The sequence below is a fragment of the Cupriavidus sp. genome (assembly GCF_057315035.1).
In genome coordinates, this window is the sequence record NZ_DBHKYV010000002.1 from 278,989 (window position 1) to 296,124 (window position 17,136).

General features: G+C 56.9%; 12 protein-coding genes and 1 pseudogene. 7 read left to right on the forward strand and 6 right to left on the reverse strand.

Features of this window, described 5'->3' with window-relative positions; translation table 11 throughout:
- The first annotated feature begins 44 nt into the window (after positions 1–44).
- Both ACO550_RS04830 and ACO550_RS04835 read left to right on the forward strand, forming a co-directional pair.
- Positions 45–1,358: an AAA family ATPase gene (locus ACO550_RS04830; protein ID WP_315591790.1), complete on the forward strand. Its 1,314-nt coding sequence runs from the start codon at positions 45–47 to the stop codon at positions 1,356–1,358.
- Positions 1,359–1,410: 52 nt separating this feature from the next.
- Positions 1,411–4,116: an excinuclease ABC subunit UvrA gene (locus ACO550_RS04835; RefSeq protein WP_315591791.1), complete on the forward strand. Its 2,706-nt coding sequence runs from the start codon at positions 1,411–1,413 to the stop codon at positions 4,114–4,116.
- Between the two features lie 235 nt (positions 4,117–4,351).
- Here ACO550_RS04835 and ACO550_RS04840 read toward each other — a convergent pair whose 3' ends face one another.
- Positions 4,352–4,738, reverse strand: coding sequence for a VOC family protein (locus tag ACO550_RS04840; RefSeq protein ID WP_315591792.1), 387 nt, complete (start codon positions 4,736–4,738; stop codon positions 4,352–4,354).
- Between the two features lie 239 nt (positions 4,739–4,977).
- Between ACO550_RS04840 and ACO550_RS04845 the strand changes: the two genes are divergently transcribed.
- On the forward strand, positions 4,978–6,042 hold the full coding sequence (locus ACO550_RS04845; protein ID WP_315591793.1) for a helix-turn-helix domain-containing protein: 1,065 nt from the start codon (positions 4,978–4,980) through the stop codon (positions 6,040–6,042).
- A 97-nt stretch (positions 6,043–6,139) separates the two neighbouring features.
- Here the strand turns inward: ACO550_RS04845 and ACO550_RS04850 are convergent, their stop codons facing one another.
- Complete coding sequence (locus ACO550_RS04850) at positions 6,140–6,328, reverse strand: hypothetical protein (RefSeq protein WP_315591794.1); 189 nt, start codon at positions 6,326–6,328, stop codon at positions 6,140–6,142.
- Between the two features lie 639 nt (positions 6,329–6,967).
- Between ACO550_RS04850 and ACO550_RS04855 the strand changes: the two genes are divergently transcribed.
- The 4 genes and pseudogenes from ACO550_RS04855 to ACO550_RS04870 form a co-directional block, all read left to right on the forward strand.
- Positions 6,968–7,315, forward strand: a complete 348-nt coding sequence (locus ACO550_RS04855; RefSeq protein ID WP_315591795.1) for an H-NS family nucleoid-associated regulatory protein — start codon at positions 6,968–6,970, stop codon at positions 7,313–7,315.
- Positions 7,316–7,784: 469 nt separating this feature from the next.
- The gene (locus ACO550_RS04860; RefSeq protein ID WP_315591796.1) at positions 7,785–8,141 is read left to right on the forward strand and encodes a transposase; all 357 of its coding nucleotides are present in this window, start codon (positions 7,785–7,787) and stop codon (positions 8,139–8,141) included.
- The gene (gene tnpB, locus ACO550_RS04865) at positions 8,141–8,470 is read left to right on the forward strand and encodes an IS66 family insertion sequence element accessory protein TnpB (RefSeq protein WP_315591932.1); all 330 of its coding nucleotides are present in this window, start codon (positions 8,141–8,143) and stop codon (positions 8,468–8,470) included. Before ACO550_RS04860 ends, tnpB begins: the two co-directional genes overlap by 1 nt.
- Positions 8,469–8,723: pseudogene (locus ACO550_RS04870) on the forward strand (transposase domain-containing protein); the annotation flags it as partial. The gene tnpB and the pseudogene ACO550_RS04870, both read left to right, overlap by 2 nt.
- Before the next feature lie 2,725 nt (positions 8,724–11,448).
- Here ACO550_RS04870 and ACO550_RS04875 read toward each other — a convergent pair.
- From ACO550_RS04875 to ACO550_RS04890, 4 genes are all read right to left on the reverse strand, one after another.
- The gene (locus ACO550_RS04875; RefSeq protein ID WP_315591797.1) at positions 11,449–12,435 is read right to left on the reverse strand and encodes a hypothetical protein; all 987 of its coding nucleotides are present in this window, start codon (positions 12,433–12,435) and stop codon (positions 11,449–11,451) included.
- Positions 12,436–12,742: 307 nt separating this feature from the next.
- Positions 12,743–13,717, reverse strand: a complete 975-nt coding sequence (locus ACO550_RS04880) for a ParB/RepB/Spo0J family partition protein (RefSeq protein ID WP_315591798.1) — start codon at positions 13,715–13,717, stop codon at positions 12,743–12,745.
- Positions 13,714–14,922: a ParA family protein gene (locus ACO550_RS04885; RefSeq protein ID WP_315591799.1), complete on the reverse strand. Its 1,209-nt coding sequence runs from the start codon at positions 14,920–14,922 to the stop codon at positions 13,714–13,716. The genes ACO550_RS04880 and ACO550_RS04885 overlap by 4 nt, the downstream gene beginning before the upstream one ends.
- Before the next feature lie 317 nt (positions 14,923–15,239).
- Positions 15,240–16,967: a UvrD-helicase domain-containing protein gene (locus ACO550_RS04890; protein WP_315591800.1), complete on the reverse strand. Its 1,728-nt coding sequence runs from the start codon at positions 16,965–16,967 to the stop codon at positions 15,240–15,242.
- Positions 16,968–17,136: the final 169 nt, after the last annotated feature.

The window sequence follows — 17,136 nt, forward strand, 5'->3', positions numbered from 1 at the left end:
TATCGAACTGCCCGGTGTGCTCAGGATAAATTTACGAGGTTCTTTTGGCCGACTTATTCACCACTCAGCCTAAGCCACCGTTGGCAGATCTTTTGCGACCCAAGTCGCTGGATGACTTTGTCGGGCAGCGACATCTGTTGGGGCCAGGCAAGCCGCTGCGCCTCGCGTTCGAGGCGCACAAGCTGCACTCATTTATTCTCTGGGGGCCCCCTGGCGTCGGCAAGACGACCCTCGGTCGCTTGGCTGCCAGCGTGAGCGACAGCCAGTTCATCGCTATCTCCGCGGTACTTGCTGGGGTCAAGGATATTCGGCAAGCAATCGACGACGCCCAGGCTGCGCTTGATGGCCATGGACAGTCGACGGTGCTCTTCATCGATGAGATCCACCGTTTCAACAAGGCACAACAGGATGCCTTACTGCCACATGTTGAATCCGGCCTTTTGATTCTCGTTGGTGGAACTACTGAGCATCCGGGTCTGGCGATCAACAATGCCCTTCTCTCGCGAGCGCAGGTTTACGCACTGGAACCGCTTTCTGACGGCGAACTACAACAAATCTACGACCGTGCGCTCCCTTATCTCCAGAGCGTAGTCTTGGATTCAGACGCGCTCGACTTGCTGAAAGGCTTCGCCGATGGTGACGGCAGAAGATTTCTGAATCTGCTCGAGCAAGTGACAACTGCCGCATTGGGCGCCGGTGAGAAGGTTGTCAGTGGAGAGTTTGCCAGGTTGTCCACTAGCCCATCGCTGCGGAGATTCGACAAAGGCGGTGACGAGTTCTATTGGCAACTCTCTGCCTTCCATAAGTCGCTGCGTGGCTCACAGCCAGACGCCGCTCTATACTGGCTCGCCCGCATTCTTGACGGCAGCGGAGACGTCAGTCAGGTTACACGCCGCATGGTCGTGATGGCGAGTGAGGACATCGGCAACGCTGACCCTAGAGCACTGCAACTGGCGCTTAATGCTGCGGAAGCCTACGACAGGCTCGGTTCTCCAGAAGGCGAGCTTGTGCTTGCCCAAGCAGTTACTTACCTGGCCGTTGCACCAAAGTCGAACGCATCCTACGTCGCATGGGCGCAAGCCAAGGCATTTGTGAAGAACGATGGATCGAGGCCTGTACCTCTACACCTGCGCAATGCTCCTGCCAATCTTATGAAGCAGATGGGGTATGGGATCGGTTACCGGTATGCCCATCAAGAACCTCACGCCTATGCGGCGGGTCAGACCTATTTCCCGGATGGGATGATGCGACACGAGTGGTATCAGCCAACGAATCGAGGAACTGAGCTCAAGATGGGAGAGAGACTTGCATGGTTGCGGTCTCTTGATCACGCGGAAGATGGCACTGCGGATCCCTGATGTCTGGAATTTATGCGTCACCAATGCCACTGCAAACCTGCGGGAAATATAGATGCCAAGCAAACGTCCTAGAGAGCTCTCCAGTTCCGTCGCAACGAATGGCTTCGTGGAAGTTCGCGGAGCGCGTGAGCACAACCTCAAGGACGTAGATGTCTCTATCCCGCGCAATGCACTGGTTGTTTTCTCGGGGGTTTCCGGCTCCGGAAAGTCATCTCTAGCCTTCGGCACCATCTATGCTGAGGCACAAAGGCGCTACTTCGAGTCAGTGGCACCGTACGCGCGGCGGCTGATTGACCAGGCGGGTGTGCCAGATGTCGACGCCATTGATGGCCTTCCCCCTGCAGTAGCGCTGCAACAGCAACGTGGCGCTGCCAATGCGCGTTCTTCGGTGGGAAGTGTGACGACCTTATCCAGCCTTGTGCGGATGATGTACTCACGCGCTGGTGCTTATCCGACCAATCAGGCGATGTTGTATGCCGAGGATTTCTCACCCAACACGCCTCAAGGGGCTTGTCCGACATGCCATGGACTTGGCCACGTATACGAAGTAACCGAAGCCACCATGGTGCCCGACCAGACATTGAGCATACGCGAGCGGGCAATCGCCGCCTGGCCGCCGGCTTGGCACGGGCAGAATCTGCGCGACATTCTAGTTTCCATGGGCTATGACGTCGATAAGCCATGGAAAGATCTGCCAAAGAAGGACCGCGACTGGATACTTTTCACTGAAGAAACGCCAACTGTGCCGGTGTATGCTGGCTTCACCCCTGCCGAAACGCGCGCCGCCCTCAAGCGTAAGCTAGAGCCGAGTTACATGGGGACTTTCACCGGTGCACGACGCTACGTGCTGCATACTTTTGCCAGCACACAAAGCGCGCTAATGAGAAAGCGCGTGTCCCGCTTCATGGAAGGCAGGCTGTGCTCAAGTTGTCATGGCAAACGACTCAAGTCCGAGGCGCTTTCGGTTAGATTCGCCGGTGTAGATATTGGTGAGTTTATGCAAATGTCGCTGGATCGATTGCAGACTTTGCTGGAGCCAATCTCTCAAGGCGATTTCAGCTCCCATACGGCGGGGGCTACCACAGACAAGGAAGCGACCCGGCGTGATAGGGCCGAGCGCGCGGCATCAGGCCGTGCAACTCACACGGTCACACCGGATGTGCGGCGCACTTCTGCGCTTTCGGAGGAGAAGCGTCTTGCAGCTCAACGTCTCGCCGATGGCGTGGTAGCGCGTTTGCACCAACTGCGCGGCCTGGGATTGGGTTATCTGACGTTGGACCGTGCCACTCCTACCCTCTCGGCCGGCGAGCTGCAGCGGCTGCGGCTCGCCACACAACTGAGTTCCATGCTGTTCGGTGTCGTCTATGTACTCGACGAACCATCAGCGGGTCTGCATCCCTCCGACAGTCAGGCTTTGTATGACGCGCTGGACAAGCTGCGAGACGCTGGAAATTCAGTGTTCGTGGTCGAACACGACCTAGAGGTGATGCGGCGTGCGCAATGGTTAGTGGACGTCGGCCCTGACGCCGGAGAGCGTGGGGGACAGGTACTCTACAGCGGCGCCCCTGCAGGCTTGCGCCAGATTGCGCAATCGCGGACCGCCCGCTACCTGTTCGACGAGATTCCCACGCCTACAAGCCGCGGCCGGGAAGCTTCCCGCTGGCTGGAGTTGCAGGGGATTCATAGGCACAATCTGCGTGGCGTGGATGTTCGCATTCCATTGGGTGTGCTCACTGCGGTCACGGGCATTTCTGGCTCCGGAAAATCCAGCCTGGTTGCGCAGGCCCTTCCCGAACTGATGCTGCTGCATCTGGGTCATGAACCTGAGGATGACGCAACCGAAGGAGGAGCAAACGAGGGACCGGCAGTCATTGACGTGACCGGGGGCCATCTCGCAGGTGATGTGGATGCAGTGCAACGTTTGGTGCAGGTAGACCAAAAACCAATTGGCCGCACCCCGCGCTCCAATCTTGCTACGTATACCGGACTGTTCGATCAAGTGCGCAAGCTTTTTGCCGCGACGCCAGATGCGCGTCGCCGCCGGTTCGACGCGGGTCGATTTTCCTTCAACGTGGCCAAAGGGCGCTGCGATACTTGTGAAGGGGAAGGATCTGTCAGTGTCGAACTGTTGTTCATGCCTAGCGTATATGCGCCGTGCCCGACTTGCCACGGCTCGCGCTACAACGAGGCAACACTGAAGGTACTCTGGAACGGTCGTAACATCGCGGACGTGCTGCAGATGACTGTAGATGAAGCGCTTGATTTCTTCGCGAATGAAGAGATAGTGGCGCGCCCGCTTCAATTACTTGGGGAGATCGGACTTGGATATCTCCGCCTTGGGCAGCCTGCCACCGAACTCTCCGGTGGGGAAGCACAACGCATTAAGCTCGCTACAGAATTGCAGCGCAGCCAACGCGGGCGCAATCTCTATGTGCTCGACGAGCCGACAACTGGGCTTCATGCGTCGGATGCCGACCGGCTGCTAGTGCAATTGCAGCGCCTCGTCGACGCCGGCAATACGGTTGTGATGATCGAGCACGACATGCGAGCGGTAGCACAAGCCGATTGGGTGGTGGATATAGGTCCTGGAGCAGGCGACGAAGGAGGACGCGTGGTGGCGGCCGGAACGCCTCGGCAAGTAGCTCAAGCGTCGGATAGCCACACTGCACAATTTCTTGCGCAGGAGCTCTTGATATCCGAGTCATCATCGGAAGCAAAGAGACGCGCGTCATTAGCGCCGTCAGCCGTGCGAAAGTAAGCTCGTGGAAATTTTCGGAAGATAGTTCGCCCGATGGATAATCCCGGGCACTGATTATCCTAATACGAGTAAATCCGATCCGGATGTCATTGAAATAAAAAAGGCCTGAAGACTGGTCTTCAGGCCTTACACGATAAACAGCCAACAGCTTACGATGCTACGCTAATTGGTTGCCAAAGATTTATGCTATCTAGCGGCCACACTGTGTGCGTTGACATCTCTGCCCTTTGGCAGTTTATTCCGCGGTGAAGCTGTAAACAGCCAGCTTGTTGCCATCGGGATCGCGGGTATATGCTGCAAAGGCATTGGGTGCCCAGCCGCGCGGACCCACGGCACCTTCGTCGGGGCGACCCAGCGACAGAGCGGCATCGTGGAATGCCTTGACTGCCGAACGGTTCGAGGCTTCAAAGCTCACCGTAACGCCGTTGCCAACGGAAGCGGGTTGACCGTTTGCCGGCTTCAGGACGAAGAAGGTCGGTTTGCCATCGCCCCAGATCGAGCCAATATCTCCAGGGAGATCGGCAACTCGGGACCAACCCAGCGTCGCGAGAACCTTGTCGTAGAAAGCACGTGCTTCCGGCAGGTTGTTGGTACCAACGGTAACATGGGTAAAGGTGGTCATAATACTATTCCTCAAGGAATGTGGAGAAATAAAACTACCAATTTGGCTGATGCGACTTTCTTAGACGAGAACCGCGACTAGAATGCAAAGCCACCTGTTTGAAAATTAATAACAACCAAGTTTGACGAACATGCGTTCTTGTATTGCCTTAACTCACATCCAGTGAAACCATTCTATTGATCCATCCCGGATGATTTCGGCCAAAAACCATCCTTTAAGTAAAATGTGGAGTATGAAGAATGTCCCTCTTTTTGCATGACGAGCAGGCGAAACTGCGATCCCCTGCCGCGGAGTCGCGAGGCACTCCTGGCCCGTCGTCGATCCATCCAGTTCATCTCGTGATCTATCCGGGCTTCAAGTTGATGGAGGCTGTCGGTCCGGTAAGCGTTCTTAGCTACGCGAACCGTCATTTGGCCGCGCAAGGAGACCCGAGACGCTACGAAATTCGCCTAGTGGCACCGGAGCCTGGGAGCGTCTCATCGGATACGCTCATCTCGCTCGACGTAAGCTCGGGATTGCCTGAGAGTGAAGCACTGGCGACCGTTCTGATCGCCGGCGCATTGGACATTGAAACAGCAGTTGCTCGGGAAACTGCCTTGGTTGATTGGGTTCGACGACGGTCGCTCGCTGCAAAGCGCTTCGCTGCACTCTGCTCCGGAAGTTTTTTTCTTGCGACTGCCGGCGTCTTGAGCGGGCGACGCGCAGCCACTCATTGGAGCGTCGCCACATTGTTGCAACAGCGCTTTCCATCGGTGGAGGTCGATGCCGATGCGATCTTCATCCAGGAAGGAAATATCTGGACATCTGCCGGCGTCACAGCAGCTATAGACCTTACGCTGTCCTTCGTCGAACAGGATTTCGGCCGAAATCTTGCGCTAGCGGTAGCCCGCGATTTGGTTATCTACCTTAAGCGCCCCGGCGGACAATCCCAGTTCAGCGACCTCTTGAATAGTCAAATGACCGCGACGCCAGAAATCCGTGATGTTCAGACTTGGGTAAGCGCAAATTTGAGCAAACCGTTGCAGCTCGAAGATATGGCTGAGAAAGCTGGGATGAGCGTGCGCAACTTCACGCGCCTGTTCAAAGAGGAAGTTGGCATGCCTCCGGCTAACTATTTGGTTCGAGCACGTTGTGAGCGCGCGGCGACGCTCCTGCTCGACAGCGACTTACCGTTGAAAACCATCGCCTCTCGTGTGGGGTTTCCCACCGAGGAACAAATGCGCAAGGTATTTGTTCGCCACTTCTCGCTAACGCCGCGCGCTTACCGCGCTAGGTTTTCTACAACCAGCCTGAAGGCTTCGTAAAGGCTTGATGTGACGAGCCGTGTACAAATATGACCTTCTGACGCGTTGCGGACGGTGGATAGGGGAACGCTCTGATGGTCCGGTCACTGGGACCAGTCTAACCACCGCACCGATGACAGCAGATCAAGGAGCGCGAACAGGACACCATGGCTTGCGCCCCGCGTGCCGCGATGATCAATCCAACTTGACTTAAGCTGAAATCTCGCTCGAGCATCAACTCAGTGAACGCAGTGATCGGCCGCACAACCGCAGGATGGAATAGATGCGCTTTGATCCGGGCTTTCATTAATCGACTCCACGTAAAGGGCAGCTACTGAGGCAACGGTACATACATCGTTGCTGGCTGACGAGTTTGACTACATATATTGTTAGGATGATCATAGTGAGCGAAAGCGGACGATTTCGGACAATATCCCCTGTCCGGGAACCAGTCGGTCTAACGCGATACCTTCGCCGATTTGCTGTACGTCCCATCGTTGCTGACGGACTTCCCACCGCTGCAAAGAGAGACCTTGGTACCTGAACAAGGTTTACGACCCCTGGATCGGCCGATGGCCGTATCCGGAGTAAGCTTCGTAGCTGTGCGCGATTTTGATATTGACGCCTATGTCGCGTACACATTGCCAGGGAGACAGGGTTACGGCGTACCCCTTTTCCCTTTCTGCTAGCTTCAAAGCGCTCTTTTCTCGGGTGTCGCGACTTAGCCATTGGAGACTAAGGCGTCCAGCATCTGTGTTCACGGGTCTACGCCGTGCCTCGGTTCGCGCTGGGTTCGGTGTCAATCAGGCATTTTTGCGACCTTTGCATTCCATCCGACCGTACCAGAGGATGGATCCTCCTCTCCAGGAAGCCCATAGACCGCTCCTATGGAATATATCCGCGGCCCTGACGGCCGCTCAAGTATCTCTACGTCCAGGTTTCAACGATGCGGCCACTTAGCACAACTCCCTTCCTCGATTCACGATCGCTCGTTCTTGCCGCAGCAGCAGAGGGCGGAGCGTCAGAGGCTCAAATCCTCCGAGACCGTGCTGCCGCAGTTCTGTGGATAAAGTCGCAGATAGCGAAGCACGGCATCACTTATGACGGACTTCTGGCGGCGGGCTGCTTTGGTCACAGCGAATCGGACGGCCCATGCCAAGCTGCCGGCGCCATCCGCTACCGCGATGCCACTGGTCATACCTGGGACGGCACTGGCGATCTGCCAAACTGGCTGCAACGCGCAGTGAACGCTGGACAGTCAATAGACCATTTTGAAGTCGTACCGGAGAGCTAACTGCCTGTTAGCAGTCCCCGTAATTCTTCCGCCCGCTTGCCGCGATGGTGTAGGTCTCGCCGAGGCTTCGCCGCGATTAAGCGCACCAGATCATGGTCTCGACGCTACTTCAACCGAGAAAGCCCCCAGGATTTCGCGGCCTTCTTCGTCGTTATAGCTTATACACCGCCCATATACCTCCTGATATTCTGATTCAGAATCAGTCATGGTCGCCTGGCGAACGTATACGGGTATGTCACACGTCGGCCGACCACCATGGCGACCCGGCGGGAGTGCCCTAGCCTTACAAGCGAGAAGGCTTCGGTGGTGACCGCTCACCTGGTCGGCTAAAAGACGGCAGCGCGTGAGGGAGACTGGTTGCTGTGGGGGAAGAGCTGAGACGACCGTAAGCGTGTCCCGAAGACCGTCTGTTCACATAAGGATCGCTTAGGCATTCTGATTCCCACCAGATCTGGTGGGAATCAGAAAAATGGAAGCACGTGCACGCGGGCGGCGCCCGGGTTCGAAGAACTACTCCAGGGCGTTTCGGGAGATGGTTGTCTCCGAGGCCAGCCATCCAGAGCGCTCGATCTCCGAAGTCGCCAAGGAGCATGGGCTAAACGCGAACCTAGTCGCCAAGTGGCGACGTGACCGGGCGAGCCGCGCCCAGCCGGAAGCATTACCGCAAGCCCCAGAGCAATCGTTCCTTCCCGTACAAATCGGGCCGCTGTCTACGCGGCAATCGGCTGTCATAGTTGAATGCGGAGTCCTTCGCGTGCGCCTTGAAGGTCCGACCGACCTCGATGCATTGCGCGTCGTTCTGGCCAGTCTGCGAGACGTGCCATGATGCTGGGATTGCCTGCTGGCACGCGGGTCTGGCTAGCTGCAGGCGTGACGGACATGCGAGCCGGCTTCAATAGCCTTGCCGCAAAGGTTCAGACTGTTCTCGAGCGTGACCCATTCTGCGGACATGTCTTTGTCTTCCGCGGTAGACGCGGCGACCTTCTGAAGGTTCTGTGGTGGAGCGGCGATGGAATGTGCCTGCTCATGAAACGGCTCGAGAAGGGCCGCTTTATCTGGCCACAGGCAACGAGCGGTACGGTGTGCCTGAGTCCCGCACAACTCTCGATGCTTCTTGAAGGTATTGACTGGCGCCAGCCGATACGCGCTGCGTAGACTGGCAATCGACAACTTGCCCGTTAATTGCGCGCGTCGGCATAAGCAGGCGATTCGATCTATTCGCTGATGCCGATTCGGCGGTGCGCGTGCCGCCGCCATCTACACCAAAGTCGGAACGGCCAAGCTCAATAACGTCGATCCCGAAGCGTACCGGCGCTTCATACAGGAACGCATTGCCGACCATGCGATCCACAGAGTGGACGAGTTCAGGCCATGGACCGTTGCTGATCGGCTTCCCTCGCACACATAAACTCACTGGCCGACGTCAAGACGGTCCGGGCGCATCGCTTACGGTGGATCGAGGGTTGAAGCTTTCCAACCACGTCAAAAAATAATTTACATTGCGTTTATGCTCACGAATGTGACCTGTAGATTTAAGGGGTTGCGACTTTTATCAGAAAAAACAATGAGTTATGTGGCTTATCTGATGTATGGCCTACGACTCATTGTCTAAGTCCTTCTCTGAATTACGGTCTTCGGCTGTATTGGATGCCCGAACGACGTGGCGTGGGATAGCGTGGCCTTCCCTACCGATGCTCCAACCAGCGTGGGCACCCACGAAGCGTTACGCAAGGATCTTTTCGAGACCGTCTTCGAGAGGTATTCGCTTTACGCCCGGCCCCGCCCCTCTGTCGCAAGCATAGCTCTGCTGACTATTCAGTTACGTTTTGTTACATTTATACGACAAGGTTGGGGAATAGTAATCCGGACATCTTCAGGCAACATTTCTTGGACTGTTGAGTGCGATATCGGCTAACACCGTAGTTCTAAATTATGACGGATCCAACCCAGCGACTGCGCTTGTGACTTGTCCTTTGGGGGCGTTGGCACGAACGCAGATGTCGTTCGACTTGGCTCCGAACCTGTATGCCGATTGCGCATGCTCCTGCGCGTTGATCCTTGCTCACGGGCTTCCGCCGCGACGTGCCCGGCTGGCGCATGCCTTACCGTCGAGAACCTCGTAGCGGAAAGCGCCTGCTTATTGCCGTACCGGGCCGAAACGGCCAACCTCTATTGAGGTCCAGATCAACGACTATGTTCACCCTGTGTTCTAGAAAGGCCCAGGCACCTCCTAGGTTGGCCCGGCACACGACACCCCTCAGGTGAACCAAGGATTCTGGACGGCAACGCCTAAGGCTTTACAGGCGGCCGGCAGCACCCCCGACTGGCTCCCTACTTGGGAACGTCGTAAAGCAACTAACAAGGGACGTTTGTTCCATAAAGAACGCCGGCAATCGCTGCCATTCTGCGGGCGGCGCTAGGAATACCCCAAGGGCGAAGGAACCTGTTGCTACGCTTTTGGGCACATGACGCGGTGCAATTTCAGTATGAATTGGGCTAACTCGGCGGCGATGATGTTTGATAGCAGGATACGTTCGCACGAAACGATCCGCTAACTGAACCCGCTGAGTGTGGGCAATCGATCCAGTGCAATTGTAGATCACAACGTGTGCGTGTGATCAACCATCCGGCGGGCCAGGGAAGTACCGAGCCAAGCACGGCGTCTCGACTGTGGTGTGCCAACCGTTCTCCGATGGCGTAGATCTACCGCTGCCTCGCTGCCATAAGATTCCTGTTGTCATTGCCGCCATTCGGATGTGCTGCGCCGGCCCTGGTGTCCGTCGGAAATCCCTCCAACCACCCCGATGGACCACCTTCCGCCTAACGGGCCAGCAACAGCCAACATACTCCAGCGCCACCATAAATCTTGCCTCCACCTCCGCGCGCTCGGACCAACAGCGCGACGCCGCAACACGCTCTTCTCGTCGCATTCGGGATTGCACGGTCCAGGCTCGACCAATCGAAGAGGGCGAGAGCTTTTGCGTTGGGCTTCACAGGACAACCACGTGACTTCCGGCGCCCTCTTCTACGTATGGCGGAACATCCTGATGATGCTCGAGCCGGATTGCTTTCCCTGGAAGCTTATTCTGATTGATCTTATTGCCGTCACTCAGCAGGAACGAGCCACCCTTTCAATTAGTTTTTAATCCAGTGCCACCGAAGTCCCGACTTCCCCATTGGTGCTCGCGCACGGTCATTGGAGCCCACACTGCTCCCGCTCCTCGCCGAAGCTTATTTATTAGCGAAAGGGGCCGGGCAAGCCATCTTTACGTGTCTTATCTCGGCCTCGCCCAGCATACAAACACCCTGTCCTAGCCAGATGGCGGGCGATCCTCGCAGGCAATCTGCTACGTGAGACCGGCCGATGGCGGGACGTGCTGGAAGCGCGGACTTTTTGGGGGTGCGTGGACGGCGCGGTGTAGGTGGTGCGAAGCGAGATATGGGAAGTGCGGTGCGCCGCAGGCCGGTGCCCCGCTCCGAACCCACCTTCCCTCATGCGGCGGTTCAATCCGGGGCACACACCGCCGAAGGTGGGAAGGAGTCCCGCGGAGGCCGGTCTTCGCTAGTCACATCTCGACGCAGATGCCATGCTCTGCACGACGGCCGTGCTCAACACTCTGCTGCGAAGCACTTTCAAATAGAAACCCTTATAAATCAATAGGTTGGAAACCTCACTCATACCCCTCGCAGTAGGCCTCCCCCGTTTTGAAAAGCCGGTTAATTCGCAACCCTTTGATTTTATTGGGTTTCTACTAGAAACCCACCCATTCATCCTCATTCAGCCCCATCTCGCTCCTTTCGCCTGTTCTTCGTTTTCATAAACGCGATGCAACTCCCCATGGCAGCACGAGGTTAATCGTCACGGATCACCTAGTGTTGCCGTGCACGTCTATCGACAATTCTCCGCGCCTCGCTCCGGTGTCAACAAACGTCTATCCACGCATCCTCCGACTACGTCATACAGAGATCGTCGTCCACCTAGGCCCTGGAAAACTGCTAGGCCGAAACGCAGAAACAGATGCGACTTCCCAGCTCCCCGTCACGTTTCCATTGCGCAGTACAGCGCCAGCGTAGCCGACGCACCCATTCCCAGCTGCGCCAGGGCTACCGAGAAAAGGTGTCTACGGCACTACCTATCCCAGTACCGACCGACGAATGCACACCTGCCCCTTCTGCACGGCCAGCGCAAAGCGCAGGTTCACTGGGAACGAACCGCCCTGCCCCATGACCACCTGCGCATTCGCGTCGATTCGACCGAGGATCATGCCGTCACGCTTGACGACCGTGAGCCCATGCGCCTTGGCGATGATCGAGTCCAAGAGGTTCTTCGCGCTTTGGGTTTCGGTCGCGGCACGGATAGCGCCTTCCTTGCCGGATGCGATAGCGGCAAAGTCGAGATCTTTTCCGGCCAACGATCGGATGTAGGCATATGCCTCGCGGCTAGAGAGCGACGACAGGCGCTCGCGGAATGCTGTAGCAATGTCTTCCAGTCGCTTGCCGTGGCGCTTGGCGATGCCCATGAGAGAAAACACGGCACGACTACTCAAGCCGAGTTTGAGCAGCCATACCAGCGGAAGCGGGACCTTGGAAGTCGGGTCGATATCTCCGGGCGGCTTGCTTGCGAATGAATTCTGTAAAGACTTTGGCTTGTTGGTATGTTCCTTATATTGGCCGTCTTCCACTGTGACAGACGGTTCCTTGTGGATAACTTTTCGGCGCTTATCTTCTTTTGATGATCTGCCGATGAGACCGAGGAGAATTTGCGCCTTCTCCGTGAGTCGAACGGGAGAGACGTGAAAACGCCCAGAGCGCGCAATGCGGATCTGCTCACGGACGACGTAGCCGTGCCGTTGCAGATCGGCCAGGCCACGATAGAGAGACGACTCACTGTTGAGAAGAGACTCAGCGCGCAGCAGATCTCGCCGAGGCCAAATGGACGATGAGGGACGAGACAGATTGAAGAATCGCAGAATGCCAAAAAGGACCCGACGGGCGGTAATCCCGAGGTCCAGGCAGTTTAGCGGGTCAAAAACGGCAGCTCGGGCTTCGATCAGCGCGAGTGGTAGAGGAGAAGGGCGAGCAATAGCCTCGCCCGGCGCGTAGCGTTGCGCAATAGTCATATCTACTCCGATTTCTAAGGACGAACGCCCTCCGGAGCTTGACTAGGCAAAATCTCTCGCTACACTGAACACTCGTTGTGGCTCGTGTTCACGGTTCCCGCCGTAGATACGTGTAGGTTGAGCTTTGGTGCTTATCAAACTCCACCAGTAGTCGAGGTCCGGATTCCCGTCCGAATCTCAGCAGAGGCCTGGGTTCCCGCCCAGGCCTTTGTCTTTATGGTGAGGGTTGCGTATCAAAGCGTTCTTTAGATCATTCGCTTCACTCTCTCGTGTCTTGTATGTGGTGTAAAAGGCAGAGTTTCTGTCTTTAGCTGTTCGCCTGTGCGTTGGACTCGATAAACTCCAGCACCAGCTTCTCCCAGGCTTGAGCGTCTTCGGCCTTCTTGAACTTCAGTGTGACCGTCCCGTTCCGAGTCGTTACAGCACACAGTTCACGCGTTCCAATCTTGATTCGATGCGTTTGAGCAGCAACTGGCGCGGCAGCTTTTTGCCGCACGCGCGCATGCAGCAGCGCAATTGCCTGTTTCTGCGTGACGTTCACATCTCTCAGCAGCTTTTCCACGACCTCAGTGACAGCTGCTTCTTGATCTGGGTGCTCCCCCAAAAACGTCGCCATCTCGTAGGCCGCGTTCACACCAAGCCGCCCACGATCGCTTGCAGCCTCCAGCGCCGCGATCGCGGATACGGGTAAACGCGCATAAGCGAACAATTTGCTCAGGTGGCCGGCAGAAATCCCCGCGGCAGCTGCAATGTCCTGCTGCGACTGGCCAGTCCGATCGACGTGCCGTTGGAAGCCCAAGTACTTTTCGAAGTCGGGCAGGGAAGGGGAGAGCAGGTTCGAATAGAACGCCGCTTCCTCGATCTGCTCAACATCAGCCAGATCTGCAAACACCGCCGGGATCGCGTCGTGGCCGAGCTCCTTGAAGACGTAGAACCGGTTGTGGCCTGCGACGAGTTCCTTCTTGCCATCGGGTCGCACGACGAGCGTGATGGGGTGAACCAGCTTGTTGTTACGCAGGTTCTCTCGCAGCTCTGCGTACTGTTCGGGCGTGAGCTTGCGTCGGCGTCCAGGGACTTCGGTAATCTCGTCCAGCGCGACCTCGACGGCCTTGCCGACGCTCGCTTCCAGTTCGGCAACCCGACGTTCCGCCGCTGCCACCGCGGACTGCGCGGCCAGCATCCGGCCAGGCGATGTCTTGGGCTCGTTTGCTTGGGGTTGCGGCGTATTGGCCTTTACTGCGATGTTGGCGGTCTTCGCCAACAACTTATCACCGATTCTCATGCTTGTTTCCTTTCTGTCCACGCCCGCACGAACTGGTCGTCGACATGCAGGGCAAGCTTGTCCAGCGGATCGCGGAAGCGCTGATACGCTTCGACACTGCCGTCCGGCTTGGAGAGGTCATAGACGGTCGCCAATTGTGCAGAGGCGCCTTTGGGAACCGATGACTCGGGGATCTCGATGCTCAGTACACGACTACCGTAGGCCTTGACCATCCACTCGCGCACGACCCGTGACACCGCATCCTGTTTCACTTTGGTGAGCACGATGTTGATGAAGTCGTAGCGCTTGGACTCCAGCACGCCAGGCAGTTTCTTGGCAATATCCGAGAACAGGTGCCAGAACTGCGTCGAGCTGGCAAAGTCCAGGCCGTCAGGCGGGCAGGGCATCAGAATGCCGTCCGAGGCGATCAGCGCGTTGATGGTGATGTAGCTGAGCGCAGGCGGGGTATCGATGATGATCACGTCATACTGCTCGGACAACGGCACGAGGCCCTTGCGCAGGATGTCCCAGAACTCGAAGCCGGATTCGGAGAGCACCTTCGACGGGATTTCGAATTCCGCGTCGAAGAGCGCTGAGGACGCCGGAATGAGATCTAGGTTGTGCCAATAGGTCGTCTGGACGGCATAGTCCAGCGTCGTCTGGTCACCGTAAATCAACGGCAGCAGCGTCTGCTCCTCGGCAATCTCGGCGTCCGGCGCCCAGCCGCAAAGCTGGGTCGTCGTACCCTGCGGGTCGCAGTCGACGATCAGAACCCTTCGGCCGAGCAGCGTGAGCGCCTGCGCGAGGCAGACCGCCGTCGTTGTCTTGGCGACGCCGCCCTTGAAGTTGCCGACCGTTACGATGCGCCCACGCTCGCCTTCGGGCCGCTTAGCCCGGCCGTTTGCATGCTGCACCCAGGTAATCGCGTCTTCCAGACTGAAGACCTTTGCCCGGCCGTTGCCCTGCGAGGTACCCGCCGGCAATCCGCCTTTGGTGGCAAGATAGTGGAAGCGCGCCTTGTCGACGCCGCAGAGCGAGGCAATTTGGCTGCTGGTGAACGTGGGCGGGATCTTACGAGGGTAAGGCTCCAGCATGGCATCCCGAATCTGCCCAAAGACGTCGTTGGCCTGCGCCGCAACGGCCGCCAGCCCGTCGATTGACAGGCCATGGTCGTCTGAAAAGTCTGGGCGCGGGAGTTCTGCCTTGAGTAAGCTCGTGCGTGCCATAACAGTTGTAAATCCGTTGGAAAGGTCTCTAAGCGCTGAACGGCGCTGAACCGAAGACTTAGACGCTTTCCGTCAATTAAATGGTTCGGCGTAGAATAGCCGCCGTATACGTAAACCGCAAGAAGTTTACGTCACATCGTCGCGTATACATCTCGCCAGGCGGACTTTGGAAATAGCTTGCCCCACGTAGCAGTTGCCTTGCCTTCTTAAAGTACTTTGCCAACTTCTAGTAAAAGTGCTCGTTTAGGCATGTGAAATGGCCGGACTTGGATCGGAATGACCAGGCGTTAAAGCTGGCAGCACATAGTCCTAGGGAGCTACGCGAGCCCCGCCTCAACAATGAACCTAGAGGTCGGGTTCTTCTTTGAGGTTGATATCGACAAGAAGTCTCGAGCTCGGGTCACAGCGACATAGAACAAACGCCGTTCTTCGCTCTCGGGGCTATCACTATCGGGTACGACAGTTTCTTCGGCCCTGACTATTGCCACACTGTGCCATTCGCGCCCCTTTGCGGCGTGCATCGTGGTCAAGACGAGCGCATCCGAGGCAGGCTCGTTGTTTTTTCTTCGAAGAAACTCCAGCCGCTCCGCGAAAGAGCCATTGAGTTGGCCCAACACGTCATAGCAAGTGTTGATAGCTCGCGTGCCGGCATCCTCCGCTGCGTACTTGAGCATCCATTCGCGGACACCATCCAATATCAAGGCATAGAATTCACGGTCGCAAAGCGCACGCCATTCAGTAAGGCGCTTAACGAAGTCCCGGTACTTGTCGGCCGTCTGCTCGGCGACTCCCAGTTCGACTAGATCCTTTTTCCTGGAGACCGGCCTCTTGCCGCCTATAACTTCCTGAGCATGAAGCTGCTGAAGCTCGTTGGAGCCAATCCCGGAAAAGCGAAGCAGAGCATCAAGCCCCGAGGTCTTTGACTGCTGCACAAGCTCTAGCATCTCACCCATCAATGCGGCCTCAGGACGATCCAGGATCGATCGGCCAGCCGCGCGGTAGTACTTCACACCATGCGATCGACATACGGCCTCAATAGGATCAAGGATGCGATTGGTTCGCGCGAGTACCGCCGCAGTCTTTCCGGCAAGCAGAGTTGGTGTAAGCGCTTCTACCGCCGCAACAGCTTCCTTGTACTCGTCATCGAACCGTTTGAATTCGACTGAGCCGCCAGGGCCCCGATGCGCGAGCAGTTCCTTCGAGATCCGCTGCGAGTTGTTTCGAATGATCTTGTCGGCAGCACCCAATATCTCGGAACGGGAGCGGTAGTTCTTCCCGAGCACGATTGCGCGAGCATCGAACTCCTTAATGAATGCTTCCATGCCTTGATAGCCAAGAGCGTCGCGAAAGCCAAAGATGGTTTGATCGTCGTCACCTACAACGCAAACGACAGATCCGGCCGCGGCATGTAATGAGGTCCAACGCGACTGAAGGCTGTCGCAATCCTGATACTCATCAACAAGCAGATGATTGACCGAGTAAGGCCGGAGTTCACCCTTTAGCATTCCCGCCACGGCCATACGAAGCATGTCCTGAAAGTCGATCTTTCCATTTCGCGCCAACGCTGCCTGGTACGCGCCGAAAATCTGCGCATCTACCGTGCCAGGCCTAGGGTCACCCAATTGAAGCTTTGAACGTTCAATAGAGGCGAGCGCGTCTTCCACCTTCCATTCAATGCCACACTCCTGCAGGATCTGGCCAACGATAGCCGCACGAACACCATCAGTAACGATATCCGTCAACTTACCTCCGTTCTTCCCCAGTTGCTTGTAGGCGAGGGAGTGAAATGTGCCAGCGACCAAGCGCTTCTTCGCCGATATTCCGGCCAAGGCGAGAATTCGATCGCGCAACTCGATTGCCGCATCCTTGCTAAACGTGACTGCGCCGACAGTAACAGTTGGGTCAGCCAAGAGAACCGCTGCCTTAGCGGCAATGGTGGCTGTTTTCCCAGCGCCTGGTACCGCCACGGCGACGCAGTGCCCAGTGCAGTCAACGACTTCGCGTTGAGACGGATTCAGACTGGCGAGTACATCTGCGAGTGACATGGGATAGGGCTTGGATGTGTTGGAAGAATCTGCCTGCATCTGACAGATTGGGCGACTTAGCACCCTCAAAGGGGAGCGTGTGGAACCGTCAGGCAGTGCGATCCGAGATAAGAAGTGGAACTTACTGTTAGATGGGCGTCTTTACCGGCCCCCAAGCACAGCAAGTTCC